A 25,880-nucleotide genomic window follows, 5' to 3' on the forward strand; every position below is an offset into this window, starting at 1 on the left:
TTACTTCTTTCCCTCTTTTCTGGATATTAAAAAATCTGTAACCTTTCCTGTAACGATCATGACTACAAACGTCGATACGACTGTGATTACCAGGAGCGGCACCAGAAAAGACTGCAGCTGGCTCCAGGATGTGATCAGACCAACGCCTGCCGGAATGAACATAAGCGGCATGATCTCGATCAGAAATTCACCGGTCTCCTTTACGTGCTCTACTTTGATCACCTTTGTCAAAAGAAGCACAAACATCAGAATCAGTCCATAGATACTGCCCGGTATCGGAAGCGGGATAAAATACTTCATGATCTCCCCCGCACAGGTCACAGCAAGGATGATTCCAAACTGTCTCAGATATTTCACTTTTTTCGCCTCCTAAAAAATTCACTGCTGTCTATTATAGCACATCCTTTTTTGTCATAACAAGTCAAAAAAAGTACAAAAAACTGCCGTTATATCGGCAGTTTTTTATGTAACAGTTTGAAAAATGTCAATTTTTGGTCTGTATAAAAGCTACATCAGTGATCTTTCAAAAAGAATGCTGTTTTGGCATTCCCCACAATCAAACCTCAGGGATTCTTGCTTCCTCCACTACTGCACAAACTTTATATCCAAAGATATAAATGATTCCAATAATATAACCCATCCCGGTACTGTAGCAGCTCTGGAATGGGTTATTCTTTCATCTCTTGTAATTTATTTCTTTATGAGGATATCTGACAGTTTGCGTTTTGGTACGTAGTGTACATCGTTTTCGGCGCGATAGTAGGCGATACTTTCACCTTCCTCAATCTCTTTGATCACGATCTCTTCTGCCGGTTTGCCAAACGCTACGATCAGTACCGGGGCAAGATTTTCTGCCAGACTCAGTTCTTTTTTGACGGAATCTGCATTGTAATTTCCGATCATACAACCGCCGAGCCCTTTCTCAGCTGCTGCGAGAAGCATGGTCTGTGCAACGATTCCAACATCCTTCTGGTATCTCGGGATAGAAGCTCCGAGATTCAGATCCTGACAGATGATGATAAATCCGGTCGGGCATTTTCCCGGATGTGGAAGCTGCATCTCAGGGAGTGCTCTCGCCCAGTTTGTCAGTTTCTGGATACGGTCAACCTCCTCCTTCTCCCACGCCAGATAATACCGAAACGGCTGCGCATTCACACTGGATGGTGCAAAACGTGCACAGTCCACGAAATCCTCCAGTTCTTCTCTTCTGAAACGATAGGATTCGTCATAACCTCTGTAGCTTCTGCTTGCTTTTACAATATCTTTGAACATTTGTGTATCTCCCTTGATTTTCTTCTGTAAAAAACAGATTTATTCTCCCATATCCTGCGCACACTTCTTGAGTTTCTCGCGGATCGGCAGATGGTACGGGCATCTTGGCTCGCATTTGCCGCAGCCGATGCAGGCAGAAGCTTTTACTTTCAGTGTGCTGTAACGGTCTTTTGCCCAGTCTGCGAGGTCGTATCTCTGAAGGTAGCCTGCGAACAGGAACACGCTTGGAATGTTGATTCCAACGGTACATGGCGCGCAGTAGTTGCATCTGCGGCAGAAATCGGTACCGAGCTGTTCGCGGACTTTGTCCATTGCTTTTAATTCTTCGTCGGCGAGTGGTTCTGTGTTGGAACATGCGGCAAGGTTCTGCTCCAGTTCACGGACTTCTGCCATTCCCGGGATCACGACGGTCACATCAGGATTGGAACAGACATAGCGAAGTGCCAGGGTCGCATCCTCGATCGCACCGCCTGCCAATGGTTTCATATCGATAAAGCCGATGTTTTTCTCTGCGCATTTATGGATGAGTTCTGCACCCTGCTGTTCTACGATATTGTATGGGAACATGATCGTTTCCACCCAGTCAAGTCCCAGTGCACGCTCAAAAACAGCTGTAGAATGTGCAGTCAGTCCGATATGTCCGATCTTGCCCGCTGCCTTCGCTTCCATCAGAGCTTCCAATGCACCGCCCTCGCCGATCACCTGATCAAGCTGTTCCATGCTTGGGTTGTGTACCTGATAAAGGTCGATATAGTCTGTGCGGAAATTTCCAAGACTTGTCTCAATATCCGCTGCCATTGCTTCTTTTGTTCTGGACATGGATTTGGTCGCAAGCACAAATTTATCACGGATTCCCTCCAGACCATATCCGATGTACTGCTCACTGACGGTATATCCTCTTGCAGAATCAATATAGTTGACTCCCATCTCCATCATCTCGTGAAGCAGTTTTCTGGTGCCTTCCTCGTCAATCTTCTGGATCGGAATTCCTCCAAATCCCATACGCGAGATCTTAAGTCCTGTTTTTCCAAGTATTCTGTATTCCATAATACACCCTCTTCCTTTTTTATAAAAAAATACCACCGAATCTCTCCGGTGGTATCCTATCATTTCCTATTAATTATACACGAGACAGATATTCACCTGTTCTTGTATCGATTTTCAGTTTGTCGCCCTGGTTTACAAACAGAGGAACCATTACCTGTGCGCCAGTCTCAACAGTTGCCGGTTTGGTAGCACCCTGTGCTGTGTTTCCAGCGAATCCTGGCTCAGTCTCGATAACCTCAAGCTCTACGAACAGAGGCGGCTCGATTGCATATACGTTTCCGTTCCAGGAGCAAACTTTAACAACTTCGTTCTCCTTAACGAATTTGAGAGAATCTCCAACCTGCTCTTTGGTAAGTGCAACCTGGTCATAAGTCTCAACATTCATGAAGTTGTAAAGATCTCCATCGTTGTACAGATAGCTCATGTCTACACGGTCGATACGTGCCTGCGGGAACTTCTCTGTTGGACGGAAAGATTTCTCCAGTACAGCTCCTGTAATGATATTTTTATATTTTGTTCTTACGAATGCAGCGCCCTTTCCAGGTTTTACATGCTGGAACTCAACGATCTGACATACATTTCCTTCAATTTCAATTGTGACACCGTTTCTGAAATCACCTGCTGAAATCATTTTAATTTCCTCCTTCTTATGTTGTCGCTATCAATTATTTTATAATACACATGAAGATTTTTCAACTACTTTTTTTATTGTGCAGCTAATTTCTCTTCAATTTCTTTGATCAGCTCTTCAAATGGCTTCTCTCCGGTAACAACCGTAACGTCTGCAAACTTCTGATAAACCGGATCTCTCTGTTTCAGAAGCTTCTTGATCTTCTCATCGCGGTCATCACCGTCAAGCATCGGATCCTTGCTGGAACCTTCCAGACGTTTCTTGAGAGTTGCCAGTGAACCCTTCAGATAAACGACTGTGCCGAGCTCCTTGAGATATTTCTCATTCTGCTCCTGAAGCGGAAGTCCTGCTCCCAGAGAAATGACTCTGCGTTCATTGTCCTGAATAAACTGTTTGAGTGCAACTGTCTCCAGTGCACGGTAATACGGTTCACCAAACCGCTGAAAGATCTCTCTGGCAGACATGTTCATCTTTCTTGTGATCAGTCTCTCCAGATCGACAAATGATAACCCCAGATCCTTGGACAGCTGTTTTCCTACTCTTGTTTTACCTGAACCCATAAACCCGATGATCACCACATGGTTCATGAAATCCCCTCCTCTTTCTCATAAAAGTATAGTACTATTTTTTCCAGATAGCGCTTGAGCACGATCTGGATTTCTTCTTTCGGATCGATCGGCTTGACCAGAATATTGCGGATGCCGGCTCTCTTGGCTCCGTATACATCGGTAAAAAGCTGATCTCCTATAAAAATGGTATTCTCAGTATTCGTACCCAGAATCTCCATTGCCCTGTTATAATTTCTCACAGAAGGCTTGTGTGCGTTCTCAATATAATTCACCTGGACCGCATCATTAAAAGAAGCCACTCTCTTCTTCTGATTGTTGGATAAAAGGCAGCAGCCAAATCCCAGCTTCTTAAGACGCCGAAACAGTGCGATCGCACGTGTATCTGCCGGTGCCCCATGCGGCACAAGTGTATTATCAATATCAAAGATCAAACCTCTGTATCCTTCCTGATACAGTTTTTCAAAATCGATCACATATGTGGAATCCACATATTCATCCGGAAAAAAACATCGAAACATTTTCTTCTCCTGTCTATCTTTCTTTAAGCGGTACATACTCCGCTGCCGGAAGCACGTTCTTGTATGCAGGACGGATGATCTTGTCTGTATTGATCAGCTCTTCCATACGATGCGCGCTCCATCCTACGATACGGGCAACCGCAAACATTGGTGTGTACAGCTCAAGCGGCAGATCCAGCATGCTGTATACAAAGCCGCTGTAAAAGTCCACGTTCGCGCTGACACCCTTGTAGATGCGTCGTTCCTCTGCGATAACTTCAGGAGCCATCCACTCAACCATGGAGTACAGTCTGTAATCCTTCATGCGTCCCTTTTCTTTCGCGAGGCTTTCTACAAAACCTCGAAGGACTTCTGCTCTCGGATCGGAAACAGAATAGATCGCATGACCCATACCATAGATCAGACCTCTCTTATCAAAGGCTTCTTTATGAAGGAGACGCTTGAGATATGCTCTCACCGCATCCTCATCTTCCCAGTTCTTGACTTCCTTCTTCATATCCTGGAACATCTGGACAACCTTGATGTTGGCACCGCCGTGCTTTGGTCCTTTGAGAGAACCAAGTGATGCCGCGATCGCGGAATAGGTATCTGTTCCGGATGAAGACACAACATGTGTGGTAAATGTAGAGTTGTTACCACCGCCATGCTCCATGTGAAGGATCAGGGCAAGATCCAGGATCTTCGCTTCCAGATCTGTGTATTGCTTATCCGGGCGCAGCATACGGAGGATATTTTCCGCTGTGGAAAGTTCCTTCTTCGGATTGTGGATATAAAGACTCTTGCCTCTCACATAATGATTATACGCCTGATAACCATAAACTGACAACAGTGGAAAAATACTGATCAGATTCAGGCACTGTCTCAGAACATTCGGTAAGGAAATATCATCCGGATTATTGTCATAAGAATACAAAGTAAGGACACTTCTTGACAGAGCATTCATGATATCACGTCCCGGTGCCTTCATGATGACATCCCTGACAAAATTTCGCGGAAGTGACCGCTGATTTGCCAGAAGTTCCTTAAAATCCTCAAGCTGCTTCTCATTCGGCAGAGTACCGAACAGAAGAAGATATGTAGTCTCTTCGAAACCAAAACGGTTATCCTTGACAAAACCGTTCGTGAGATCTTTGATATTGTAACCTCTGTAATAAAGGCTTCCTGCACATGGAACCTCCTTACCGTCTACAACCTTGACCGCCTGTACATTGGACACCTGGGTCAGTCCGGCGAGAACACCCTTACCATTGATATCACGCAGACCACGCTTGACATCATACTTACCATATAAAGAAAGATCCATCGTAGTGTGGTCCTTACATGCCTCTGTAAGCTGTTCGATCTCCGGTGTTACCTTCATATTAAATCCTGCCATTGTAAGTCTCCTTTCAAGTCCTTTGCTTTTTCTCGATCAAACTCCCTCCCCGTTGTTACCGTAGTTTTACGTTACTGTTCGCAGTAATCGTTTACAACACAGTAGATACAGTATACCATCAAAACTCATTTTGGTCTATCCCAAAAATGCACACTGCCTTTGCCAGGCTTTCCTTTATCTGCCCTGACGGTAGGTGCTCAAAAATTCTTTAAGTTTCTGTGAAGCAGTCTCAAGCTGCCTTGTATTCGGCAGATAAACCACACGGAAATGATCCGGTGCACCCCAGTTGAAGCCTTTGCCCGGTACAAGAAGCACCTGCTTCTCATGCAGGAAATCCAGTGCAAACTGCTCGTCATCCGTGATATTAAATTTCTCCACATCCAGTTTCGGGAAAATATAAAATGCCGCATGCGGCTTCACAACGCTGATTCCCGGGATATCCTTTAAGGCATTGTAAATGCACTCTCTCTGCTCATAAACTCTTCCGCCCGGTTTCACATACTCTGCAACGCTCTGGTAACCGCCAAGGGCAGTCTGTACTATCGCCTGCGCCGGCACATTGGAACAGAGACGCATGGAAGAAAGCATCTTGATTCCTTCTATATAACCCTTCGCACGCTCCTTGGCTCCGCTTAAGATCATCCAGCCGATACGGAATCCTGCGATCATATGGGATTTGGAAAGTCCGGAAAATGTCACGCAGAATACATCCGGTGCAAGAGATGCGATCGAAGTATGCTGATATCCGTCCATGACAAGACGGTCATAGATCTCATCAGAAAAAATGATCAGTTCCTTCTCTCTGGCGATCTGCGCGATCTGCTCCAGGATCTCCTTCGGATAGACAGCACCTGTCGGGTTATTCGGGTTGATGATAACGATCGCTTTGGTCCTGTCCGTGATCTTGCTTCTGATATCCTCGATATCTGGATACCAGTCAGACTGCTCGTCACAGATATAATGTACGACCTTGCCTCCTGCCAGTGTCGCAGTCGCCGTCCACAGCGGATAATCCGGTGCCGGGATCAAAATCTCATCTCCATTATCCAGAAGTGCCTGCATACACAGGCTGATAAGTTCACTGACACCATTTCCTGTATAGATATCATTCATGGTCACATTCGGGATCCCGCGAAGCTGTGCATACTGCATGATCGCCTTGCGGGCAGAAAAAATACCCTTGGAATCAGAATAGCCCTGTGAAGTGCGGATATTACTCAGCATGTCCAGGATCACTTCCTGAGGAGCTGAGAAACCAAAAGGATATGGATTTCCGATATTAAGCTTCAGGATCTCCTTACCCTCTTCCTCCATCTTCGCCGCCTCGTCAACCACCGGTCCTCTTACATCATACAGTACATTATCTAGCTTGGCAGATTTGTCAAATGTTCTCATTTTTATCAACTCCTCTCTGAGATTTTACATAGTTTTTACTATAATCTCATATTCAGGTCATTTTATCAAGATGAAAAAATTTCGGATATTATTGTCATATTCATACAAATTTAGTAAGATATAAAAAAAATTAATATTCCCCTTTTCAACTTTACCACTTTCGTGTATAATAGTGTCTGGGCATTTGTAAGCCCCACAAAGACGTTATTATTTTATACGCAAACAAACGAGGAGGAAAATCGTCATGTCTTACACAGAAGAAGTTTATGAAAGAGTCGTTGCACAGAATCCTGGTGAACCGGAATTTCATCAGGCAGTAAAAGAAGTTCTGGATTCCCTTAAGGTTGTTATCGACCGTAACGAGGAGAAATACCGCAGCCTTTCCATCCTGGAGCGTCTGGTAGAGCCAGAAAGAATCATCTCTTTCCGTGTTCCGTGGATCGATGACAACGGGAACGTACAGATCAACAAAGGATACCGTGTACAGTTCAACAGTGCAATCGGACCTTACAAGGGAGGTCTTCGTTTCCATCCTACAGTAAACCAGAGCATTCTTAAATTCCTTGGTTTCGAGCAGGTATTCAAGAACTCTCTGACAGGTCTTCCGATCGGTGGTGGTAAAGGTGGTTCCAACTTCGATCCTAAAGGCAAATCCGACAGAGAAGTTATGGCATTCTGCCAGAGCTTTATGACAGAGCTTTCCAAATATATCGGTGCTGACACAGACGTACCGGCTGGTGATATCGGTGTTGGCGGACGTGAGATCGGATTCCTGTTCGGACAGTACAAACGTATCCGTGGCCTCTATGAAGGCGTTCTGACAGGTAAAGGACTTACCTACGGCGGATCCCTCATCCGTACAGAAGCAACAGGATACGGTGTTGTATATATCCTCAACGAGCTGATGCAGGCTCACAACGATTCTCTCGAAGGAAAGACAGTCGTTGTTACAGGTTCCGGAAACGTTGCAATCTATGCAATCCAGAAAGCTACTCAGCTTGGTGCCAAAGTTGTTGCTCTGTGTGACTCTAACGGATATGTATATGATCCAAACGGAATCAATCTCGACGTTGTCAAAGACATCAAAGAAGTAAAACGTGGACGTATCAAAGAATATGCTGACCGTGTAGAAGGTGCTACCTACACAGAAGGTACTGGAATCTGGAACATCAAATGTGATGTTTACCTTCCATGCGCAACTCAGAACGAACTTGATGTTGACGGCGTTAAGACTCTGATAGCAAACGGCTGCAAATATATCGTAGAAGGTGCTAACATGCCTACTACAAGAGAAGCTACAGAATACGCTATGGCAAACGGCGTTCTCTTCCTTCCTGGAAAAGCATCCAACGCCGGTGGTGTTGCTACTTCCGCACTGGAAATGAGCCAGAACTCCCAGAGACTTTCCTGGACAGCAGAAGAAGTTGATGCCAAACTTCATCAGATCATGAAAGACATCTACGCTAAGATCGATGACGCTGCAAAACGTTATGACATGCCAGATAACTTCGTTGCAGGTGCTAACATCGCCGGCTTCGAAAAAGTTGTAGACGCAATGATCGCTCAGGGCCTTGTTTAATTAATTTCCTCCTCTGCGAATCATTGATATTCAAAAAGCTCCGGTTTTCATGCCGGAGCTTTTTGTTATGGACGAAGATAATTTCTCATATTTCGAAGGGCAGTTTTTTCCAGACGGCTGACCTGCGCCTGGGAGATCCCGATCTCTTCTGCCACTTCCATCTGCGTTTTTCCCTCATAAAACCGCATATCAATGATGTGTCTCTCCCTCTCCCCGAGGCGGTTCATCGCCTCTCTGAGCGAAAGATTTTCCAGCCAGTGATCTTCTTTGTTTTTCTTGTCACTGATCTGATCCATCACATACAGGGTGTCTCCCCCTTCAGAATATACCGGTTCAAAGAGACTGACCGGGTTCTGGATCGCATCGAGGGCGTACACGATCATCTCTTTTTCAATCCCAATCTCTTCTGCGATCTCCGCGATCGTCGGTTCCCGCAGGTTCTTTTTCATGTAACTTTCTTTGGCATAGATTGCCTTGTACGCAATGTCACGAAGCGAACGGCTGACACGGATACTGCTGTTGTCCCGCAGATACCTCCGGATCTCCCCTATGATCATTGGCACTGCATAAGTAGAAAACTTGACCATCAAAGTCGTGTCAAAATTATCAATGGCCTTCATAAGTCCGATACAGCCGATCTGAAAAAGATCATCCGCATTTTCACTGCTGTTCTGAAATCGTTTGATCACACTTAAGACAAGCCGCAGATTTCCCTTGATGTAACGCTCTCTCGCTTCCTTATCACCGGCTTTTATCTTTTCAAAAAGTTCCTCCTTCTCCTCCGGAGCCAGAACTGGAAGACTGGCTGTGTTCACTCCGCAGATCTCAACTTTGTTTAGTGCCATCGAAATATCCTCCTTATTTCAGTTGGTACTAAAGATGATTCTCAGGGAGGATATGAAATATTCTTTTTTGCGAAAAATATAAAAAATATAAGTCCTTGACAGTTTTGCAAAAGGTACTATCTGTGAGGACATTTTTCTTCCGGGAGTTCCACCAGGATGATATCTCCTCCGATCTGACGGACGCTGCTCCATGGGATGATAAATTCACTTTCCCGTCCCCAGAAACAGCAGAATCTGCCAGGTCCGGGAACGATCAGTGCTGTGATCTTTCCGCTTCTTTCATCAAATTCCAGATCGATCGGACAGCCAAGACTTCTGCAGGTGCGGATATTTATGATCTCTTTTTGTCTTAATTCGCAAAGACGCATACAGACACCATTTTTTTCAAAAATATATGCATAAAATGCCGGAAATATACACTGTAATTTATTGACATTACCCAAAAAAATACAGTATAATTAGCCCATAAAAGGGAAAAGAGGGATAATACCGTGAGATGCCCATTTTGTAATCAGGATAATACCAAGGTTGTTGATTCCAGACCTGTCGAAGATACCAATGCGATCCGCAGGAGAAGGATGTGTGAATCCTGCGGCAAGAGATTTACCACTTATGAGAAGGTTGAGACTATTCCATTAAGTGTCATCAAGAAGGATCAGACAAGAGAAGCTTATCACCGTTCTAAGATCCAGGACGGTGTTCTTCGTGCGTGCTACAAACGCCCGATCCCGATCGAGAAGATTGAGTCTATGATTGACTCCATCGAGGGGTCTATTTTTGAGAGCGCGGATAAGGAGATTTCCAGTACTCGCATCGGCGAGATCGTTATGGAGCATTTGAAGGATCTCGATGCTGTTGCATATGTGCGGTTTGCGTCGGTGTATCGTGAGTTTAAGGATGTTAGTACTTTTATGGATGAACTAAAAAAGTTTATGGAGCCGTAGGGTACTGCCCTGGGACCCGTCGATTTGTATCGACACTTTTTTGTTAAGGCGGTTACCTTGTAGACTTTTTCAGTGCCCTCCTGAATGTTTGACGGGAATTTTGTCTTGTGGGGGAGCCTTAGAAAATGCAGACGCAGGCACCCTGAGACACAGTGCAAATTTCGAATCCATTTATACGAAAGTTTCCCGACTTGTTGCACCAGGAGAATTTTTCAAAGGGCATCCCACACGACAAAATTTCCGTCAAACACCCAGCCGAGGGGTGGCGAGGGGATGGGCGACGTCCCTTCGCGGTTTGCTCTGCTCCCAAGCATCCAAATCCCCAGGATTAAAGAAAATAATAAAAAGCCCTTATTTCAGGGCTTTTTCCAACTCTTTAATCACAATCTTCAACGCCTTGATCCGCGCATACTTCTTATCCACCGACTCAAGAATATGCCACGGCGCATAAGCCGTACTAGTCTTCTTGAGCATCTCATTGACCGCCTCCTCATACTGATCCCATTTCTCACGGTTTCTCCAGTCCTCATCCGTGATCTTCCATTGTTTCTCAGGATTGTTCTGACGGTCATTAAACCGCGCAAGCTGTGTATCCTTGTCGATCTGAACCCAGAATTTGATGATCACAGCTCCCCAGTCGGACAGTTCTTTCTCAAATTCGTTCATTTCATTGTACGCACGTTTCCAGTCGTTTTCGCTGCAGAATCCTTCCAGACGTTCCACCATGACACGGCCATACCAGGTGCGGTCAAAAATTGCGATATGACCGTCCTTTGGAAGTCTCGTCCAGAAACGCCACAGATAATGGCGGGCTTTTTCGTGTGGTTCCGGGCTGGCGATCGGATGCACCTCGTATCCGCGTGGATCAAGTGCACCTGTGATTCTCTTGATATTTCCACCCTTGCCGGCAGCATCCCATCCTTCGTATGTGATGATCACCGGGATCCGTTTGCGGTAGAGACGGTTATGGAGTTCACTTAATTTACTCTGGAGTTTCTTAAGTTCCTTCTCATATTCCTCATCGTCGATCGTCTTGCCGGCAAGCTCAACATCTGCCAGTTTCGGCATCTTTACCAAAGGGAAGATATTCTGAAGGATCGGAACGGAATGGCTCTGGTTCTGGAGGGCAACCTCAATGCTGCTCACCAGTGTATCCATCACCTGTAATTCTGCCCATTTCTTGTCCCTGGCGTCTATGATATACCATGGAGAGGTTGATGCATTCGTATCCTTGAGATAGCGGTCATAGACTTTCTCGCATTTGCGGTAATGTTCCTGCTGCCATTTGTCGAATTCTGACACTCTCCAGCGTGTATCCTGACTGGAACAGAGTTTATCCATGCGGAATTTCTGCTCTTCTTTGTCGATCTGCATAAAGAACTTGAGCACCAGATAACCATTATCCGTAAGCTGACGCTCAAACCGGCGGATGCTCTCGATCCGCTTCTCATAATCCTCTCCGGTCAGTTCCTTACGGAGCACTTCCTGCGTCGTCTGCTCCATCCATCCGGAATCCAGAAAAGTAAATTTGCCCTGCTCCGGGATCTGGCACATGTAGCGGTAAAGAAATGGTCTGCGCAGTTCCTCCTCAGACGGAGCTGACATCGTCGCCACCTTAAAAAATCTCGGGTCGATATTCTTGATCACCTTGCCGATCATACTGCCCTTGCCGGCGGCACTCCATCCCTCAAAAAGCACCAGCACCGGAAGTTTGTGCTCCTTGATCTTCATCTGAAGATCATAAAGTTTCTTTCTTGCCTCATCGAGCTGCTGTTTCAGTTCCTCTTTCTCGGGAGCTTCTCCCGGTATCCATGTTTTCAGCAAAAAACGCACCCCATTTCTTTTATTATATATTGATCAGAGAATAGCCAAGCTTCACCTCTCTGACCGCTGTTTCACCCTGTCCCATCATTTCGATCAGCATCTCCACTGCCATCTCACCGCTCTTCTCATAAGAAAAATGCACGGTAGGGATCGGCGGTGTGATCACTCTCGCGATCTCAGAATCTCCATGTCCCGCAACCAGAATATCCTCCGGGACTTTCTTTCCATGCTCTCTCAGATAACGGACGGCTCCGGCAGCCATGGTATCTGTCGCACAGATGACTGCATCAAGCTCCGGATACTTCGCAAGCAGTTCTCCCGCCTTCTCATAACCGGAATCAGAAGTAAATGCAGAAATCACCGTCTGCTGTGCCGCCTTCTCTATGCCGGCTTTTTTTACAGCATCTTCATAACCGCCAAAACGTTCTGCGCCAACTGCCTTGTCCTGCATGATCGCGCCGATATATCCCGGATTTTTCCTTCCCATATCGAGAACGGCTTCTGTGAGATCTCTGGTAGCGTGATAATCATCATGATACACACAGCAATGGCCGGAATACTGCTGTCCTACCAGGATCACCGGTACAGACAGGTTCTTAAGGATCTTCTTATGCTCGGCGGTCACTACTGTCGCAGCGAGGATCACGCCGTCCACCTGCTTGTCGTTAAAAGCAGAAAGATATTCCAGTTCTTTCTTCGGATCGTTCTGTGTCACCGCGAGGAGCATCTGATAACCGCTCTCATTCAGTACAGAGAGAACTCCTTCTACGATCTTGCCTATGGATGCGGATGCGATCTTTGGTACGATCACACCGATCATTTTTGTTTTTTTGGTACGGAGTGTCTGTGCCTGGATGGAAGGGCGATAGCCTGTCTGCTCTACAACTTTGCGGATCGCCTCTTTCTTCTCTTCTGAAATATATCCGTTGTTAAAGTAACGAGAAACTGCCGCACTGGACACACCTGCTAATTTTGCTATTTCACTTATATTCATGCTTTTTCCCCTTTGCTGTAGTATAACACAATTTTGCTTTTGTTACCACGTTTCATAAAAAAAAGGCACTGTCAAATACGGATCTAATCCAGGAATCTGACAGTGCCTTCTCTTACTTATTATTTAATTTTATACGGTAAAGACTTCTTCCAGTCTCTGGGTCTTTCCTGTTTTTACTACTTTAAATTCCGGATAATCATCACTGTTTGTCAGAAGCACTGCCGCTACCGGGCTGTATCCGGCTGCTTTGATCTTTGCGATGTCAAAAGTCATCAGCTTCTGGCCTGCTTTGACTTTCTGTCCTTCTTCTACCAGAAGCTCAAATCCGTCACCTTTCATGTTTACGGTATCAACACCTACATGGATCAGGACTTCCATATCTGCCGGTCCTGTGATACCGATTGCATGTTTTGTATCTGTTACAGAAGAGATCTCGCCGTCAAACGGAGCCACGACAACGCCTTCTTCCGGGTCGATTCCGACACCGTTACCGAGAACGCCTGCTGCAAACGTATCATCCGGGATCTCATTTCTCGGAACAATAGTTCCCTGGATCGGTGCATACAGTTTCTTTGCTGTACCGTCTACCGTTACTTCTTCTGCTGTCTCTTCTGTTGCTGTCGGCTCTGCTGTCGGAGCGTCATCTGTTTTTGCTGCTGTCACTTTGGCATCTTCCGGGTCTTCTTTCCAGGTGAACCAGGTCAGTGCGAATGCTACTGCGAAGGAAACTGCCAGCATGATCGCATACTGCGCGGAATAATCCAGTGTGGTAAGGAATCCCGGGATTCCTGTAACTCCGTAAGAAGTTGCTCCAATGTGGAAAATGGATCCAAGCAGGGCTCCAACGGCACCACCTGCCATACCACATACAAGAGGTTTCATGAAACGAAGGTTTACACCGAAGATCGCCGGTTCTGTAATTCCAAGTGCTGCGGATAATGCAGACGGGATGGAGATTGATTTTGTCTTGTAGTTTCTTGCTTTGAGGCCGACTGCGAGGCAGGCAGCTCCCTGTGCGAAGTTTGCTGCGGATGCGATCGGCATCCAGATATTTACGCCGTCAGAAGCAAGCATACCTGCTTCGATCACGTTGTACATGTGGTGGATACCGCAGACTACAGTAAGCGGATAGATCGCGCCCATGATCATTGCACCGATTCCGTGTCCTACTGTGATGATCCATGATGCAAACTCAAGTACATAAGTTTCTGCTGTGGAGAATACCGGTCCGATCAGTCCGATGGTAAGGAAACCTGTGATCAGTACGGTACAAAGTGGCGTTACAAAAAGGTCAATCATCTCCGGAACATGTTTATGCAGCCAGTTCTCCAGCTTGCACATGATCCATACTGCGATGATAACAGGAATTACATGACCCTGATATCCAACCTGTCTGATGGAAAATCCAAACAGATGCCATACCGGGATATCAGCTGCATCCATAGATGCTACAGACCATGCGTTGATAAGGTTCGGGTGGATCATGATCATACCGATGACTGCACCCAGGAAAATATTTCCGCCGAATACTCTTGCCGCAGATACTGCGATCAGGATCGGCAGGAAGGTAAATGCTGTGTTTGAAAACAGGTCGAGGATCCCGTACCAGTCGCTTCCTGCAAATGCAGGCATTGCCTTACCAAGTGCCTCTACCAGTCCCATCATAAGACCAGATGCTACGATCGCCGGAAGGATCGGCACGAAAACATCTCCCAGTGCCTTGATCATTCGTTTGAATACCGGCTGTTTCGCTACCGCTGCTGCCTTCACTTCTTCTTTGGTCGCTGCGGTCATTCCGCTGACCTTGAGGAATTCATCGTATACCTTATTTACTGTGCCGGTTCCGATGATGAGCTGAAGCTGTCCGTTGTTACTGAAAACACCTTTCACACCATCGATGTTCTCAAGTTTCTTCATATCGATCTTGCTGTTGTCTACCGTTACCAGACGCAGTCTCGTTGCACAATGTGCCGCACTTACAAGATTGGATCTGCCGCCAACGGCATCAAAGATTTCTTTTGCACACTTTGCATAATCCATTGCCATTTTCTCTCCCTCTTTCCTTTGTTTTTGCTTTGCGCTCTTGTGTGAAATCGTTTACATTTCGTATTTTTAATATAACCCTTTTTGTTTCATTTGTAAACTGGCATTTCAGCCAAACATCAAAGGTCATTTTTGTGCATATTTCTGTAATCGTTTTCACCTCCTGTATGCAGTCTTTGAAGGACCGCATAAAAGCACTACATTAAATGATATTTTTCAAATGCTTTTTTTATTCCATCTTCTGTCACGGACGGGCAGATCACGTCAGCAATTTTCTTCATCTCCTCACTGCCGTTTTCCATGCAGACACTTAATCCTGCGACTTCCAGCATTTCCTTGTCATTCATACTGTCGCCGAAGCCGACCGAATCTTCCAGGGAAATTCCCAGATGCTCACATACTTTCAGCACACCGGTTCCTTTGTCAAATCTGCGGCTTATGATCTCGCCGTTTACAAACCCGCCTCTCGGCTCCTGGATACAGAAGGAAAAATCATCCTTCAGTTCTTCCCGGCAGATCTCAAGGCTTTCCATAGACGGGCTCATAACGACCATCTTGTATACCGCCTGCCCCTTATAGGCTTCCATTGGTAAGATATTCAGATCCTTCTCGATCTGTTCCTGCCAGCGGAGCATTTCACTGTTTCCACCTTCATTTGCGTGTTCTCTGAGGAAGTTCTTGAAGCCGTCATCTGTAAAAGCTCCCTCCACACACTCGATCGTCCGAAAGATCCCGTTTTCTTTCAGGAGCTGACTCATGCGGTCACGTTCTTCGTCTGTCATCGGGCTGTCATAGATCACTTCATCTCTGCACACCACATATCCGCCGGAGCTTGCCACAACTCCGTCAAATCCATATTTCAGAAGCGGTGACAGCATTGCATAATTGCGTCCTGTGCAGAGAAAAACATAATTTCCTGCTTCCTGTGCTCTCCTGATCGCTTCCAGGGCAGAAGCCGGAGGCACATTGGTTCCCGGCTCTGTCAGTGTTCCATCAATATCCAGAAAAATAGCTTTTGGTTTCATAGATCTTTCATTTCTCCCTTTTATATTAATATGTAATCATTTTCATTAATTTCATTATATTTCTTGTCGATATATTTGTAAACTGGCGTTTTATATAATATTTTCAATATCTTTTTGTGCGTAATATATGAAATCGTTTTCGTTTCTGTTTCATAAAAACAAAAAAAGAAATGGCATTGGCCCTGCGTGAACAGAACGTCTGCCATTTCTCTTTGTCGTAGGATGATCTTTTATTTTTTTTATGAAAGTTCCAGCTTTCCTGTGTAAAGCTGATAATAAGTACCTTTCTGCTTGATCAGGTCCTTATGGTCACCTCTCTCGATGATCTTTCCGTGTTCCAGAACAATGATCGCATCGCTGTTTCGAATTGTAGAAAGTCTGTGGGCGATAACAAATACGGTACGGCCTTTCATCAGGTTGTCCATACCCTGCTGAACAATGTTCTCTGTACGGGTATCGATGCTTGAAGTTGCCTCATCAAGAATGAGTACCGGCGGGTCTGCAACGGCTGCCCTGGCAATGGAGAGAAGCTGTCTCTGCCCCTGGGATAATTCCTCGCCGTCACCACTTAACATGGTATCATATCCCTTCGGAAGCATCTGGATAAACTGATCTGCATGGGCAAGTTTGGCTGCTGCATAGATTTCCTCATCTGTCGCATCCAGCTTACCGTAACGGATGTTGTCACGAATCGTTCCGGTAAACAGGTGTGTATCCTGAAGAACGATACCGAGGGAATGTCTCAGGTCGTCTTTTTTGATCTTTGTGATATTGATTCCATCATAACGGATCTTTCCATCCTGGATATCGTAGAAACGGTTGATCAGGTTGGTGATCGTTGTTTTTCCTGCTCCGGTAGAACCTACGAATGCAAGTTTCTGACCCGGTTTTGCATAGAGGCTGATGTCGTGGAGGATGGTTTTGTCCTCATTGTAGCCAAAAGTTACATCTTCGAACCTTACATCACCTTTGAGCTCTGTGTAAGATACAGAACCGTCTGCGGAATGCGGATGTTTCCATGCCCACATGCCCGTTCTCTCCTTGCACTCTGTGATGTTTCCGTTGGCATCTTTTTTCGCATTGACGAGAGTTACATAACCTTCGTCATCCTCCGGCTTCTCATCGATCAGGTTAAAGATACGCTCTGCACCGGCAAGTGCCATGACGATGGAGTTAAACTGCTGTGCCACCTGCATGAACGGCTGTGTAAAGCTCTTGGTAAACTGCAGGTAGGAAGCCATGACACCAAGTGTGATCCCCCCAACTCCTGCAACGGAAAGGATCCCGCCGAGAACTGCTGTCAGGACAAACTGCAGGTTTCCGATGTTTCCGATGACCGGTCCCATCATGTTACCGTATTTGTTCGCCTGTGCCGCACTCTCAAAAAGAGCCTCGTTCAGTTTGTCAAATTCCTCTTCGGATTTCTTTTCATGGTTAAAAACTTTGACAACACGCTGTCCGTTCATACGCTCTTCGACAAAACCTGTCACATCTGCGAGGGACATCTGCTGTCGAACGAAGTATTTTCCACTCTTTGCACCGATCTTTCCTGTGACAAACAGCATCAGGAAAATGATCAAAACCGCCAGGATCGTGAGCAGCGGGCTCAGAACCAGCATGGAAATAAAGGTAACGACAATCGTAAACAGTGCCATCAGCGCCTGCGGGATCGCCTGGCTGATCATCTGTCTCAGGGTATCCGTATCATTCGTATAAAGACTCATGATCGAACCGTTTGTATTCTGGTCAAAATAGCGGATCGGCAGAGTCTGCATATGTTCAAACATATCGTCTCGCACTCTCTTTAAGACGCCCTGTCCGATATATACCATCATCCTTGTATAGATAAAAGTCGCAGCAACACCTGCCAGGAAGACACATCCAAGAACCGTCAGCGCCTTATAAAGTCCGGCGAAATCCGGGCTCTTCTGTCCAATCAGAGGAAGGATAAAATCATCCAGAAGATATCTCAGAGAAAGAGAAACTGCTGTTGTTGCCACCGCACTGATCAGGATACAGAAAAATACAAGGATAAACTGAAATTTGTATTTTCCTGTCATATATTTCATAAGACGCTTTGCTGTCTGCAGATCTTTCTTTGTCATTCGCGGTTTTTTATTTTTGCTGTTATTACTCATCCTCTTCGCCTCCCTTCACCTGAGATTCGTATACTTCTCTGTAAATTTCATTTGTCTTCAGAAGTTCTTCGGAAGTTCCCACTCCGACAATCTGGCCGCCATCCAGAACAATGATCTGGTCCGCATCTTCTATAGAAGAAACACGCTGTGCAATGATGATCTTGGTCGTATCCGGGATCTCCTCGCGGAAAGCTTTACGGATCAGGGCATCTGTCTTGGTATCTACCGCACTGGTAGAATCGTCAAGGATCAGGATCTTCGGTTTTTTCAGAAGAGCACGTGCGATACAGAGTCGCTGTTTCTGGCCACCGGAAACGTTATTTCCACCCTGAACGATCATGGTATCGTAGCCATTCGGGAATTCTGTAACGAAACCATCTGCCTGCGCCAGCTTACATACACGTCTTACTTCTTCGTCAGAAGCATGCTCATCACCCCAACGGATGTTTTCGTAGATGGAACCAGAGAAAAGGACGTTTTTCTGGAGCACCATGGATACCTGATCACGGAGCACTTCCAGGTTGTAGTCTCTTACATCGATCCCGCCAACTTTGACTGCACCGCCGGTGACATCGTAAAGTCTCGGGATCATCTGAACCAGTGTGGATTTGGCACTTCCTGTTCCACCGATGATTCCGACTGTCTGTCCGGATTTAATATGAAGGTTTACATCTTTCAGCGAAAGATTTCCGCCCTCTCCGGCATAGCTGAAGTTTACATGGTCAAAAACGATATCGCCGCTCGGGACTTCTCTGACTGCATCAGATCTGTCCTGCATCTCAGGCACTTCATTAAGAACCTCTGTGATACGGTCTGTAGAAGCCTCTGCGATCATGATCATGACAAATACAAAAGTTACCATATTCAGAGACATCAGGATCTGCAGTGCATAGACGATCACACTTGTCAGCTCACCTGTCTCCATGGTTCCAAACACAATACTGCGTCCACCGATCACAGCGATCAGAAGAACGACCGCATACATCATAAACTGCATGGTCGGCGCATTCCATGCAACGATCTTTTCAGCCTTTGTGAACAGGGTATAAACGTATTTGGATACCCCATGGAATTTATTTACCTCATAATCTTCTCTTACAAAAGCTTTCACTACACGGGCAGCGTTGACGTTTTCCTGAACGGAATTGTTCAGCTCATCGTACTCGTCAAATACTTTGATAAAATGCGGATGTGCTTTTTTTGCAATGTACATCAGTGCGCCGCCGAGAACCGGGATCACGACCAGGAACAGAAGTGCGATCTTGACATTGATCAAAAGTGTCATGACCCAGGATAAGATCACCATGATCGGAGCTCTCGCCAGAAGACGGATACTCATCATGTATGCCATCTGTACGTTTGTGATATCGGTCGTCATTCGTGTGACCAGACCGGATGTGGAAAAATGGTCAATGTTTTTGAATGAAAAATCCTGTACCTTATAAAAAATATCGTGACGAAGATTTTTCGCATATCCTGCCGCTGCAACTGCTGCCATATTTCCGGCCTGCACGCCAAAAAACAGCGCGAGCATCGCCATTGCGACCAGGATGATCCCCCTCTGTACGATGTATCCCAGATCACCGTTGGCGATACCAACGTCGATGATCTTTGCCATCTCCAGAGGAATGAGCACTTCCATCAGTACTTCGAGGATGACAAGGATCGGAGCCAGCATGGACTGCTTCTTGTATTCTCTGATGGATTTAAAAAGTGTCTTATTCATCTTTTTGATTTTCCTCCTTATTCATTTCTGACAGATTACACAGCATCTGTCCCAATGCTTTTTTGCAGATCAGAACATCCTCCGGGGCTATCCCTTCGATCAGCCTTGCCTCTGTTTTCTGGATATGTTCCAGGATCTTCGGCCGCATCTCTTCTGCTTTCGCAGTCGGAACGATCCGTTTCAGCCTGGCATCCTTCTTTACACTTTCTCTGTAAATATACCCATGTTTCTCCATGAGTTTGAGGATCCCTGTGACTGTGGATTTCCTGATCTGAAATTCTTCTTCAATATCCTTCTGATAAAGGTCTCTGTGGAGAGACTCCAGAAGAACAAATTTCAGCACATGTTTCTGCATGATCGTCAGCTCATCGTTCTCGATCGCCGATGCCACACTGTTGGAATCCCGCTTCATCTGATGCGACATCATATGGATCAGCCTTCCCACGTGCATATTTGTCAGTTTTTCTTCCGTTTCTTTCATCGAAACAGCGAGTTCCCCCTTTCACCGATTCCTTAAATTAGTTCGCATCCTAACTTTTGATATTATACAAATATGATTTTTTAATGTCAAGTTGTTTTATCTATTTTTTTGTGTGAACTTTTGTACACAAAAAAATGCCCCTCCTTACAGGGACATTTTCTGACTTTCGTATAGAGTTCGGACTTCGTCGGTCCGGGTTCTGTGTGGGAAACAGATGCTTCCAAGCTGGCAGACAGGCATGACTCCCATAAGGGAATTTGTCACAAAACATTCGTCATAATACATCAGTTCTTCCGGGTAGATCACTGTTTCGTTTACTTCAAACTTCTCACGAACGTACTCCCGCAGGATTCCCGGGAGAAGCCCACAGTTCAGCTGCGGAGTGTAGATTTTGTTTTTGCGGACAAAGAAAATATTGCTGACCGCGCCCTCGCAGATCTGCCCTTTGGTGTTCAGAAAAACTCTCTCCTGGATCCCGGCTGCTGTGGCGGCTCTTTTTTCGAGGATGCAGTCGCCATAGTTCAGGGTCTTGTGGTACACAAGCTGAGAGGTTTCATTTCGTTTCACCTTACTGATATCAGCTACGAATCCCCGGAGATATTTTTCTTCTGTATATGGATTGCCTCGCATCTGAAAGAGCACGTTTTCGCCGGAAAGAACGACCTTTACCGCTCCGTGCCGTGTTTCCTCTTCACTCTGATCTGCGATAAATTTGTGAACCGCTTCTTCTGTGACACCCCGCACAGAAGCCGGGCCAAATCCAAAAAACGCTGCCGCCCTCTCAAGTCTCCTCAGATGACGGTCAAGCAGGATCGGTCTTCCCTCTTCTACTGCAATCGTCTCAAATGCACCCAGTCCGAACTGGAACCCCTCATCTAATTTAATGTCCATACCGTTCCCCCATACTTTTTTATCTTAACGCTTCCAGAATCGCCTTCGCTTTCTGGAGCGTCTCCTCATACTCAAACTCCAGATCAGATTCCGCTGTGATGCCGCCGCCTGCGCCGAGGAAATATTTCCCGTCTTTGTGAAGGGCAGTGCGGATCACGATATTGAAATCACAGTCTCCATCCAGGGTCAGATATCCTATAGATCCAGTATACAGATTTCTCTTCCCATGTTCAAGTTCATCTATGATCTCCATCGCACGATATTTCGGAGCCCCTGTGATCGACCCGCCTGGAAATGCTGCTTCCAGAAGGTCTACAAAGTTTTTGCCCTCTTCCAGAGCTCCCTCGATGTCAGAGACGAGGTGAAAAACAGTCGCGTATTCTTCTACTGTAAAAAGTTCTGTCACCTTCACGCTGCCCGGTTTACACACCCGATTCAGGTCATTTCGTTCCAGATCGACGATCATCAGGAGTTCACTCTTGTCCTTCTCAGAGTTTTCCAGTTCGGTACGCATCAGAAGGTCTTCTTCCAGAGTCGCGCCTCTTTTTCGTGTACCTTTGATCGGTCTTGTGTTGACGTGACCTTTTTTCATCTTGAGAAAACGTTCCGGGGAAGCGCAGACGATCTGGAAATCGCCATAATCCATGTATCCGCCGAACGGTGACGGATTATTTTTGCGAAGGTCATAAAAAACATCCAGCGGAGCCTTATCACTCTCGATGGTAAGCTGCTGCGTCATGTTTGTAATGTAGATATCTCCTTCTATAATATAGTGGATCATGTCGTCCACGGCTTTTTTGTATTCTTCTTTTTCGAAGTTCGGTGTTACGATGATATTGTGAGGAACTCTCTGTTCTTCTTTTCTCTCTGTCCGCTGCCGGATTTTCTGCTCCATTTCCCGGATCTTCTCAGAAGCATCCGCTGTAATCCCATTTGCGACCAGATATGTTTCTTTCTGATGACAGTCCTCAATGAGATAAACATCATAAAAGGTCAGCACGGCATCCGGGATCTTCACGAGAGCTTTTTCCCCGGACGGAACGCCCTGCAGTTTGCGCCCATAATCATAAGAAAAATATCCCACTGCGCCGGAGACCAGCGGAAGCTCACTCTCATTCTGATCGACATGATCTCTCAGGTAGTTTCGCAGATAATCTTCAAAGGTGATCCCTGTCTCTTCTTTTTCATTGATAAAAAATTTCTCCCCGTCCTTCACCAGTTTGAGGTACGGGCAGGCTCCAATAATGGAAAATCTTCCAAGGTCATTGACCAGAGAAGAATCCAGGAATACACAATCCTGCTCCGATGCCAGCGCGCGGAAAGTTTCTGCCGCCGGTATATATGTAGTTAATTTTTTGATCTGTCGTTGTTTATGGTACATATTTTTTCTCCTTCTATTCGATCACCACGATCCCGTTATTTCTTATAATAATACTATCCTCACACGCTCTCCGCGATCTGGCAGAAATTCTCAAGGATCTCATGTCCATACTCCGTAAGAACTGCCTCCGGGTGGAACTGCACGCCGTACAAAGGCAGTGTCTTATGAGAGATTCCCATAACAGTTCCATCCTCTGCCACAGCGTCCACCTGCCATTCTGATGGAACACTTTCCTTATCTACGATCAGAGAATGATATCTCGTCACACGAAACTTCTCAGGAAGCCCGCCAAAAACTCCCGTTCCCTGGTTGTGGAGCGGTGTAACCTTACCATGCATCGGACGCTCCCCCTTGTGGACAGACGCACCGCTGCAGAATCCAAGCACCTGATGTCCAAGGCAGACTCCGAGGATCGGAATCCTTCCCTGAAATCTCCTGACTGCCTCCACACACACAGCCGCATCCCACGGACGCTTCGGTCCCGGGGAAAGGATGATCCCCTCCGGGTTCATTTCCTCAATCTCCTCCATCGTGATCTGGTCACTGCGCCGCACCAGGATCTTTCGTCCCAGTTCCTCAAAGTAAGCCTTGAGATTATATACAAATGAATCATAATTATCGATCATCAAATACATATGCGTTCCCTCCTGCATTAAAAACATACAAAAAAAGGGACAACAACCGCGCACAAAAAAATGCACACAGTCGTTATCCCTGATCGGTCCGTAATCTGCGAATCTCTTTTTTCTATAAAGTAACTCTATGCTACCACAGCCAGCCCTTGCCGTCAAGGTTTATCTTTTTCCATCGAATATTGTCTTTTTTTTATCAGTTTGCTGTAAAATGATGCCTTTTTTCGATAAATTTTATCTTTTATATCTCATGCATATATGCTATACTAAACTCGAAATGAATGATATGCAAAATAGGACTTTATGCGTCAAGTGTTCAGCGAATGGGGAGTTGTCGCTGAAACGAAAAGTACGTCTTACGGTATAGAGTCCGCACCCGTTGCGACAATATAAGAGGATATCTCATATTGTGTAGGGATACGTTTTTCGACATACGTTCTATCACAATTGGAGATATCTTTTTGCTTTTATAAATCACAGTATTACCTCGACAAAAAAAAGACAATCTCCATGGTATCGTAAATTTTTATTTATATTTCAAGGAGGTTGTCATTTTTTATGGTAGACAAAGCAAAAGTAGAACAGGCGATCCGTCTTCTTCTCGAAGGGATCGGTGAAAATCCTGACCGTGAAGGACTTAAAGATACACCAGACCGTATCGCACGTATGTGCACCGAAATCTACGGTGGTCTGGACGAAGAAGCTGACCAGCATCTTCTGAAACAGTTCCAGGTAGAGAACAACGAGATGGTTCTCGAAAAGGACATCACTTTTTATTCCATGTGCGAACATCATCTGATGCCATTTTACGGCAAGGCACACATTGCCTATATCCCGAATGGCAAAGTAACCGGTCTCAGCAAGCTCGCCCGTACTGTAGACGTTTATGCAAGAAGACCGCAGATCCAGGAACGACTGACTGTTCAGATCGCAGATGCCCTGGATCGTGTTCTTGAACCAAAGGGAGTTATGGTCATGCTTGAAGCAGAACACACCTGCATGACAATGCGCGGAATCAAGAAACCAGGCAGCAAGACCATGACCGTTATCACCAGAGGCGAATTCAAGAATAATATCGAACTCCAGAAACAGTTCCTCGCCATGGTAAAAGACTGATGGAGCCAGCGATGAAAAGAGTCCAGGAAATCTGGGAACACCCCCTCTATCAGCAGAATCTTAAGGAACTGACCCAACTTGAGGCAGACCGTATATTCTGCCGGCACACCCCGGAGCATTTCCTTGATGTAGCACGTCTTGCTTACATATTTTCACTGGAACGTGGAATTTCCTGTCCCCGTGAACTTATTTACTGCACTGCCCTTCTCCATGATATCGGCCGTGCAGAACAGTATACTGTCGGGACACCTCACGACGAGGCAGGTGCCCGCATTGCAGAAACGATCCTTTCTGACCTTGACTTCTCTTCCGAAGAAAAAGAAGCGATCCTCTCTGCGATCCGCGAGCACCGTTCTTCCAGTGATGAGGTTCCAGTGCTCAGCCAGCTCATCTACGAAGCTGACAAAAAATCCAGGAATTGTTTTCTCTGTGTGGCAGAACCAGAATGCTACTGGTCCCCGCAGAAAAAAAATATGACAATTCAATACTAAAGGAGAACCTGTCATGAAAATAGGAAATCGTGAATTCGATGTAACTAACAGAACATATATCATGGGAATCCTCAACGTAACACCGGATTCCTTCTCAGACGGCGGCAAATGGAACACCATGGATCACGCCCTCAAGCACGCAGAAGCCATGATCGCTGACGGTGCGGATATTCTGGATGTCGGCGGCGAGTCTACCCGTCCGGGCCATACACCGGTCAGTGCAGAGGAAGAAGCTGCCCGTGTCGTTCCAGTCATCGAGGCACTCCGCAAGCATTTCGACGTGCCGATCTCCGTTGACACTTACAAAGGAAGCGTTGCTGATGTCGCTGTTCAGGCAGGCGCAGACCTTGTAAACGATGTCTGGGGACTCAAATACGACCCGGAAATGGCCGGTGTCATCGCAAAGCACGACGCTGCCTGCTGCCTGATGCACAATAAGGCAAACACAGAATACAATAACTTCCTTATTGATATGCTTGCAGAGACACAGGAATGTGTCAACATCGCAAGAAAAGCCGGCATCAAAGATGAGCGCATCATCCTCGACCCGGGTGTAGGCTTCGGCAAAACTTACGAGATGAACCTGGAGACCATGAACCATCTGGAACTTTTCCAGCACCTTGGATTCCCGGTACTGCTCGGAACTTCCCGCAAGTCCATGATCGGTCTTGCTCTGGATCTCCCGGTTGACCAGCGTGTAGAAGGTACCATTGCCACTTCCGTCATCGGCGTTATGAAGGGCTGTGCTTTCATCCGCGTCCACGATGTCAAAGAAAACAAACGTGCCGTACTGATGACTGAAGCAATTCTTGGAAGGAACATAAAATAATGGATAAGATCGAGATCAGAAACCTTGAGATTTTTGCAAACCACGGAGTATTTCCGGAGGAAAATGTACTCGGACAGAAATTTGTCGTATCTGCGACTCTTTACACAGATACCCGAAAGGCCGGCCTGACCAGA

Annotated in this window: 26 protein-coding genes and 1 riboswitch; of the genes, 6 read left to right on the forward strand and 20 right to left on the reverse strand. The window is 46.0% G+C overall.

Going from position 1 to position 25,880, the window contains the following annotated elements; all coding sequences use genetic code 11:
* The 8 genes from WMO75_RS10565 to WMO75_RS10600 form a co-directional block, all read right to left on the reverse strand.
* Complete coding sequence (locus WMO75_RS10565; RefSeq protein WP_022215612.1) at positions 1–357, reverse strand: CidA/LrgA family protein; 357 nt, start codon at positions 355–357, stop codon at positions 1–3.
* 333 nt (positions 358–690) lie between these two features.
* Entirely contained in the window at positions 691–1,272 is a 582-nt protein-coding gene (locus WMO75_RS10570) for a nitroreductase family protein (protein ID WP_118251349.1), read from the reverse strand.
* Positions 1,273–1,311: 39 nt separating this feature from the next.
* A complete protein-coding gene (locus tag WMO75_RS10575; RefSeq protein WP_022215610.1) occupies positions 1,312–2,319 on the reverse strand; it encodes an aldo/keto reductase in 1,008 nt (335 codons plus the stop codon).
* A 73-nt stretch (positions 2,320–2,392) separates the two neighbouring features.
* A complete protein-coding gene (gene efp / locus WMO75_RS10580; protein ID WP_022215609.1) occupies positions 2,393–2,950 on the reverse strand; it encodes an elongation factor P in 558 nt (185 codons plus the stop codon).
* A gap of 74 nt (positions 2,951–3,024) precedes the next feature.
* A complete protein-coding gene (locus WMO75_RS10585; RefSeq protein WP_022215608.1) occupies positions 3,025–3,537 on the reverse strand; it encodes a shikimate kinase in 513 nt (170 codons plus the stop codon).
* Positions 3,534–4,037 carry a YqeG family HAD IIIA-type phosphatase gene (locus WMO75_RS10590; RefSeq protein ID WP_022215607.1) on the reverse strand — a complete coding sequence of 168 codons (504 nt, stop codon included), beginning with the start codon at positions 4,035–4,037 and terminating at the stop codon, positions 3,534–3,536. The genes WMO75_RS10585 and WMO75_RS10590 overlap by 4 nt, the downstream gene beginning before the upstream one ends.
* 13 nt (positions 4,038–4,050) lie before the next feature.
* Positions 4,051–5,412, reverse strand: a complete 1,362-nt coding sequence (locus tag WMO75_RS10595; RefSeq protein ID WP_022215606.1) for a citrate/2-methylcitrate synthase — start codon at positions 5,410–5,412, stop codon at positions 4,051–4,053.
* Positions 5,413–5,586: 174 nt separating this feature from the next.
* On the reverse strand, positions 5,587–6,807 hold the full coding sequence (locus WMO75_RS10600) for an aminotransferase class I/II-fold pyridoxal phosphate-dependent enzyme (RefSeq protein WP_022215605.1): 1,221 nt from the start codon (positions 6,805–6,807) through the stop codon (positions 5,587–5,589).
* 244 nt (positions 6,808–7,051) lie between these two features.
* On the opposite strand from WMO75_RS10600, the gene gdhA reads away from it, so the two are divergent.
* Positions 7,052–8,386: an NADP-specific glutamate dehydrogenase gene (gdhA, locus tag WMO75_RS10605; protein ID WP_022215604.1), complete on the forward strand. Its 1,335-nt coding sequence runs from the start codon at positions 7,052–7,054 to the stop codon at positions 8,384–8,386.
* A 65-nt stretch (positions 8,387–8,451) separates the two neighbouring features.
* Here gdhA and sigG read toward each other — a convergent pair whose 3' ends face one another.
* Both sigG and WMO75_RS10615 read right to left on the reverse strand, forming a co-directional pair.
* Positions 8,452–9,231, reverse strand: a complete 780-nt coding sequence (gene sigG, locus WMO75_RS10610; protein ID WP_022215603.1) for an RNA polymerase sporulation sigma factor SigG — start codon at positions 9,229–9,231, stop codon at positions 8,452–8,454.
* A gap of 116 nt (positions 9,232–9,347) precedes the next feature.
* The gene (locus WMO75_RS10615; RefSeq protein WP_118251486.1) at positions 9,348–9,599 is read right to left on the reverse strand and encodes a YlmC/YmxH family sporulation protein; all 252 of its coding nucleotides are present in this window, start codon (positions 9,597–9,599) and stop codon (positions 9,348–9,350) included.
* A 123-nt stretch (positions 9,600–9,722) separates the two neighbouring features.
* Here WMO75_RS10615 and nrdR point away from each other — a divergent pair, with 123 nt between their 5' ends.
* On the forward strand, positions 9,723–10,175 hold the full coding sequence (nrdR, locus tag WMO75_RS10620; RefSeq protein ID WP_022215602.1) for a transcriptional regulator NrdR: 453 nt from the start codon (positions 9,723–9,725) through the stop codon (positions 10,173–10,175).
* Between the two features lie 351 nt (positions 10,176–10,526).
* On the opposite strand, the gene pap is transcribed toward nrdR, so the two are convergent.
* The 10 genes from pap to WMO75_RS10670 all read right to left on the reverse strand — a co-directional run bounded on the left by pap (position 10,527) and on the right by WMO75_RS10670 (position 23,313).
* Positions 10,527–11,999 (reverse strand): polyphosphate:AMP phosphotransferase, encoded by a 1,473-nt coding sequence (gene pap, locus WMO75_RS10625; protein ID WP_227221760.1) that lies wholly within the window; start codon positions 11,997–11,999, stop codon positions 10,527–10,529.
* A 22-nt stretch (positions 12,000–12,021) separates the two neighbouring features.
* Positions 12,022–12,993 carry a LacI family DNA-binding transcriptional regulator gene (locus tag WMO75_RS10630; RefSeq protein WP_022215600.1) on the reverse strand — a complete coding sequence of 324 codons (972 nt, stop codon included), beginning with the start codon at positions 12,991–12,993 and terminating at the stop codon, positions 12,022–12,024.
* A 129-nt stretch (positions 12,994–13,122) separates the two neighbouring features.
* Complete coding sequence (locus WMO75_RS10635; RefSeq protein ID WP_349078010.1) at positions 13,123–15,039, reverse strand: PTS sucrose transporter subunit IIABC; 1,917 nt, start codon at positions 15,037–15,039, stop codon at positions 13,123–13,125.
* 194 nt (positions 15,040–15,233) lie between these two features.
* Positions 15,234–16,061, reverse strand: a complete 828-nt coding sequence (locus tag WMO75_RS10640; protein ID WP_118698330.1) for an HAD family hydrolase — start codon at positions 16,059–16,061, stop codon at positions 15,234–15,236.
* 239 nt (positions 16,062–16,300) lie between these two features.
* Positions 16,301–18,199 carry an ABC transporter ATP-binding protein gene (locus WMO75_RS10645; protein ID WP_118698331.1) on the reverse strand — a complete coding sequence of 633 codons (1,899 nt, stop codon included), beginning with the start codon at positions 18,197–18,199 and terminating at the stop codon, positions 16,301–16,303.
* Positions 18,192–19,925: an ABC transporter ATP-binding protein gene (locus WMO75_RS10650; protein ID WP_118698332.1), complete on the reverse strand. Its 1,734-nt coding sequence runs from the start codon at positions 19,923–19,925 to the stop codon at positions 18,192–18,194. The genes WMO75_RS10645 and WMO75_RS10650 overlap by 8 nt, the downstream gene beginning before the upstream one ends.
* Positions 19,918–20,406 carry a MarR family winged helix-turn-helix transcriptional regulator gene (locus WMO75_RS10655; protein WP_022215595.1) on the reverse strand — a complete coding sequence of 163 codons (489 nt, stop codon included), beginning with the start codon at positions 20,404–20,406 and terminating at the stop codon, positions 19,918–19,920. The genes WMO75_RS10650 and WMO75_RS10655 overlap by 8 nt, the downstream gene beginning before the upstream one ends.
* A 144-nt stretch (positions 20,407–20,550) precedes the next feature.
* Positions 20,551–21,297: an aminotransferase class IV gene (locus WMO75_RS10660; RefSeq protein WP_118698333.1), complete on the reverse strand. Its 747-nt coding sequence runs from the start codon at positions 21,295–21,297 to the stop codon at positions 20,551–20,553.
* 19 nt (positions 21,298–21,316) lie between these two features.
* Positions 21,317–22,678: an aminodeoxychorismate synthase component I gene (pabB, locus tag WMO75_RS10665; protein WP_118698334.1), complete on the reverse strand. Its 1,362-nt coding sequence runs from the start codon at positions 22,676–22,678 to the stop codon at positions 21,317–21,319.
* 59 nt (positions 22,679–22,737) lie between these two features.
* Positions 22,738–23,313, reverse strand: coding sequence for an anthranilate synthase component II (locus tag WMO75_RS10670; RefSeq protein ID WP_118698335.1), 576 nt, complete (start codon positions 23,311–23,313; stop codon positions 22,738–22,740).
* A gap of 284 nt (positions 23,314–23,597) precedes the next feature.
* Positions 23,598–23,694: riboswitch (THF riboswitch) on the forward strand.
* Positions 23,695–23,868: 174 nt separating this feature from the next.
* On the opposite strand from WMO75_RS10670, the gene folE reads away from it, so the two are divergent.
* From folE to WMO75_RS10690, 4 genes are all read left to right on the forward strand, one after another.
* On the forward strand, positions 23,869–24,426 hold the full coding sequence (gene folE, locus WMO75_RS10675; protein ID WP_022215591.1) for a GTP cyclohydrolase I FolE: 558 nt from the start codon (positions 23,869–23,871) through the stop codon (positions 24,424–24,426).
* 11 nt (positions 24,427–24,437) lie between these two features.
* Positions 24,438–24,917, forward strand: coding sequence for an HD domain-containing protein (locus WMO75_RS10680; protein WP_022215590.1), 480 nt, complete (start codon positions 24,438–24,440; stop codon positions 24,915–24,917).
* A gap of 13 nt (positions 24,918–24,930) precedes the next feature.
* Entirely contained in the window at positions 24,931–25,746 is an 816-nt protein-coding gene (gene folP / locus WMO75_RS10685) for a dihydropteroate synthase (protein ID WP_118698337.1), read from the forward strand.
* The coding region (locus WMO75_RS10690; protein WP_349078011.1) for a dihydroneopterin aldolase at positions 25,746–25,880 on the forward strand (135 nt) is incomplete at its 3' end. The genes folP and WMO75_RS10690, both read left to right, overlap by 1 nt.

Source organism: Blautia intestinihominis, assembly GCF_040096655.1.
Classification (GTDB): domain Bacteria; phylum Bacillota; class Clostridia; order Lachnospirales; family Lachnospiraceae; genus Blautia_A; species Blautia_A intestinihominis.

Bases quoted from the DNA above. Each gene is read 5' to 3' on its own strand.
- WMO75_RS10570 (WP_118251349.1), bottom strand. From the start codon at position 1,272: ATGTTCAAAGATATTGTAAAAGCAAGCAGAAGCTACAGAGGTTATGAC.
- WMO75_RS10575 (WP_022215610.1), bottom strand. From the start codon at position 2,319: ATGGAATACAGAATACTTGGAAAAACAGGACTTAAGATCTCGCGTATG.
- efp (WP_022215609.1), bottom strand. From the start codon at position 2,950: ATGATTTCAGCAGGTGATTTCAGAAACGGTGTCACAATTGAAATTGAA.
- WMO75_RS10585 (WP_022215608.1), bottom strand. From the start codon at position 3,537: ATGAACCATGTGGTGATCATCGGGTTTATGGGTTCAGGTAAAACAAGA.
- WMO75_RS10590 (WP_022215607.1), bottom strand. From the start codon at position 4,037: ATGTTTCGATGTTTTTTTCCGGATGAATATGTGGATTCCACATATGTG.
- WMO75_RS10595 (WP_022215606.1), bottom strand. From the start codon at position 5,412: ATGGCAGGATTTAATATGAAGGTAACACCGGAGATCGAACAGCTTACA.
- WMO75_RS10600 (WP_022215605.1), bottom strand. From the start codon at position 6,807: ATGAGAACATTTGACAAATCTGCCAAGCTAGATAATGTACTGTATGAT.
- gdhA (WP_022215604.1), top strand. From the start codon at position 7,052: ATGTCTTACACAGAAGAAGTTTATGAAAGAGTCGTTGCACAGAATCCT.
- sigG (WP_022215603.1), bottom strand. From the start codon at position 9,231: ATGGCACTAAACAAAGTTGAGATCTGCGGAGTGAACACAGCCAGTCTT.
- WMO75_RS10615 (WP_118251486.1), bottom strand. From the start codon at position 9,599: ATGCGTCTTTGCGAATTAAGACAAAAAGAGATCATAAATATCCGCACC.
- WMO75_RS10630 (WP_022215600.1), bottom strand. From the start codon at position 12,993: ATGAATATAAGTGAAATAGCAAAATTAGCAGGTGTGTCCAGTGCGGCA.
- WMO75_RS10635 (WP_349078010.1), bottom strand. From the start codon at position 15,039: ATGGCAATGGATTATGCAAAGTGTGCAAAAGAAATCTTTGATGCCGTT.
- WMO75_RS10640 (WP_118698330.1), bottom strand. From the start codon at position 16,061: ATGAAACCAAAAGCTATTTTTCTGGATATTGATGGAACACTGACAGAG.
- WMO75_RS10645 (WP_118698331.1), bottom strand. From the start codon at position 18,199: ATGAGTAATAACAGCAAAAATAAAAAACCGCGAATGACAAAGAAAGAT.
- WMO75_RS10650 (WP_118698332.1), bottom strand. From the start codon at position 19,925: ATGAATAAGACACTTTTTAAATCCATCAGAGAATACAAGAAGCAGTCC.
- WMO75_RS10655 (WP_022215595.1), bottom strand. From the start codon at position 20,406: ATGAAAGAAACGGAAGAAAAACTGACAAATATGCACGTGGGAAGGCTG.
- WMO75_RS10660 (WP_118698333.1), bottom strand. From the start codon at position 21,297: ATGGACATTAAATTAGATGAGGGGTTCCAGTTCGGACTGGGTGCATTT.
- pabB (WP_118698334.1), bottom strand. From the start codon at position 22,678: ATGTACCATAAACAACGACAGATCAAAAAATTAACTACATATATACCG.
- WMO75_RS10670 (WP_118698335.1), bottom strand. From the start codon at position 23,313: ATGTATTTGATGATCGATAATTATGATTCATTTGTATATAATCTCAAG.
- folE (WP_022215591.1), top strand. From the start codon at position 23,869: ATGGTAGACAAAGCAAAAGTAGAACAGGCGATCCGTCTTCTTCTCGAA.
- WMO75_RS10680 (WP_022215590.1), top strand. From the start codon at position 24,438: ATGAAAAGAGTCCAGGAAATCTGGGAACACCCCCTCTATCAGCAGAAT.
- folP (WP_118698337.1), top strand. From the start codon at position 24,931: ATGAAAATAGGAAATCGTGAATTCGATGTAACTAACAGAACATATATC.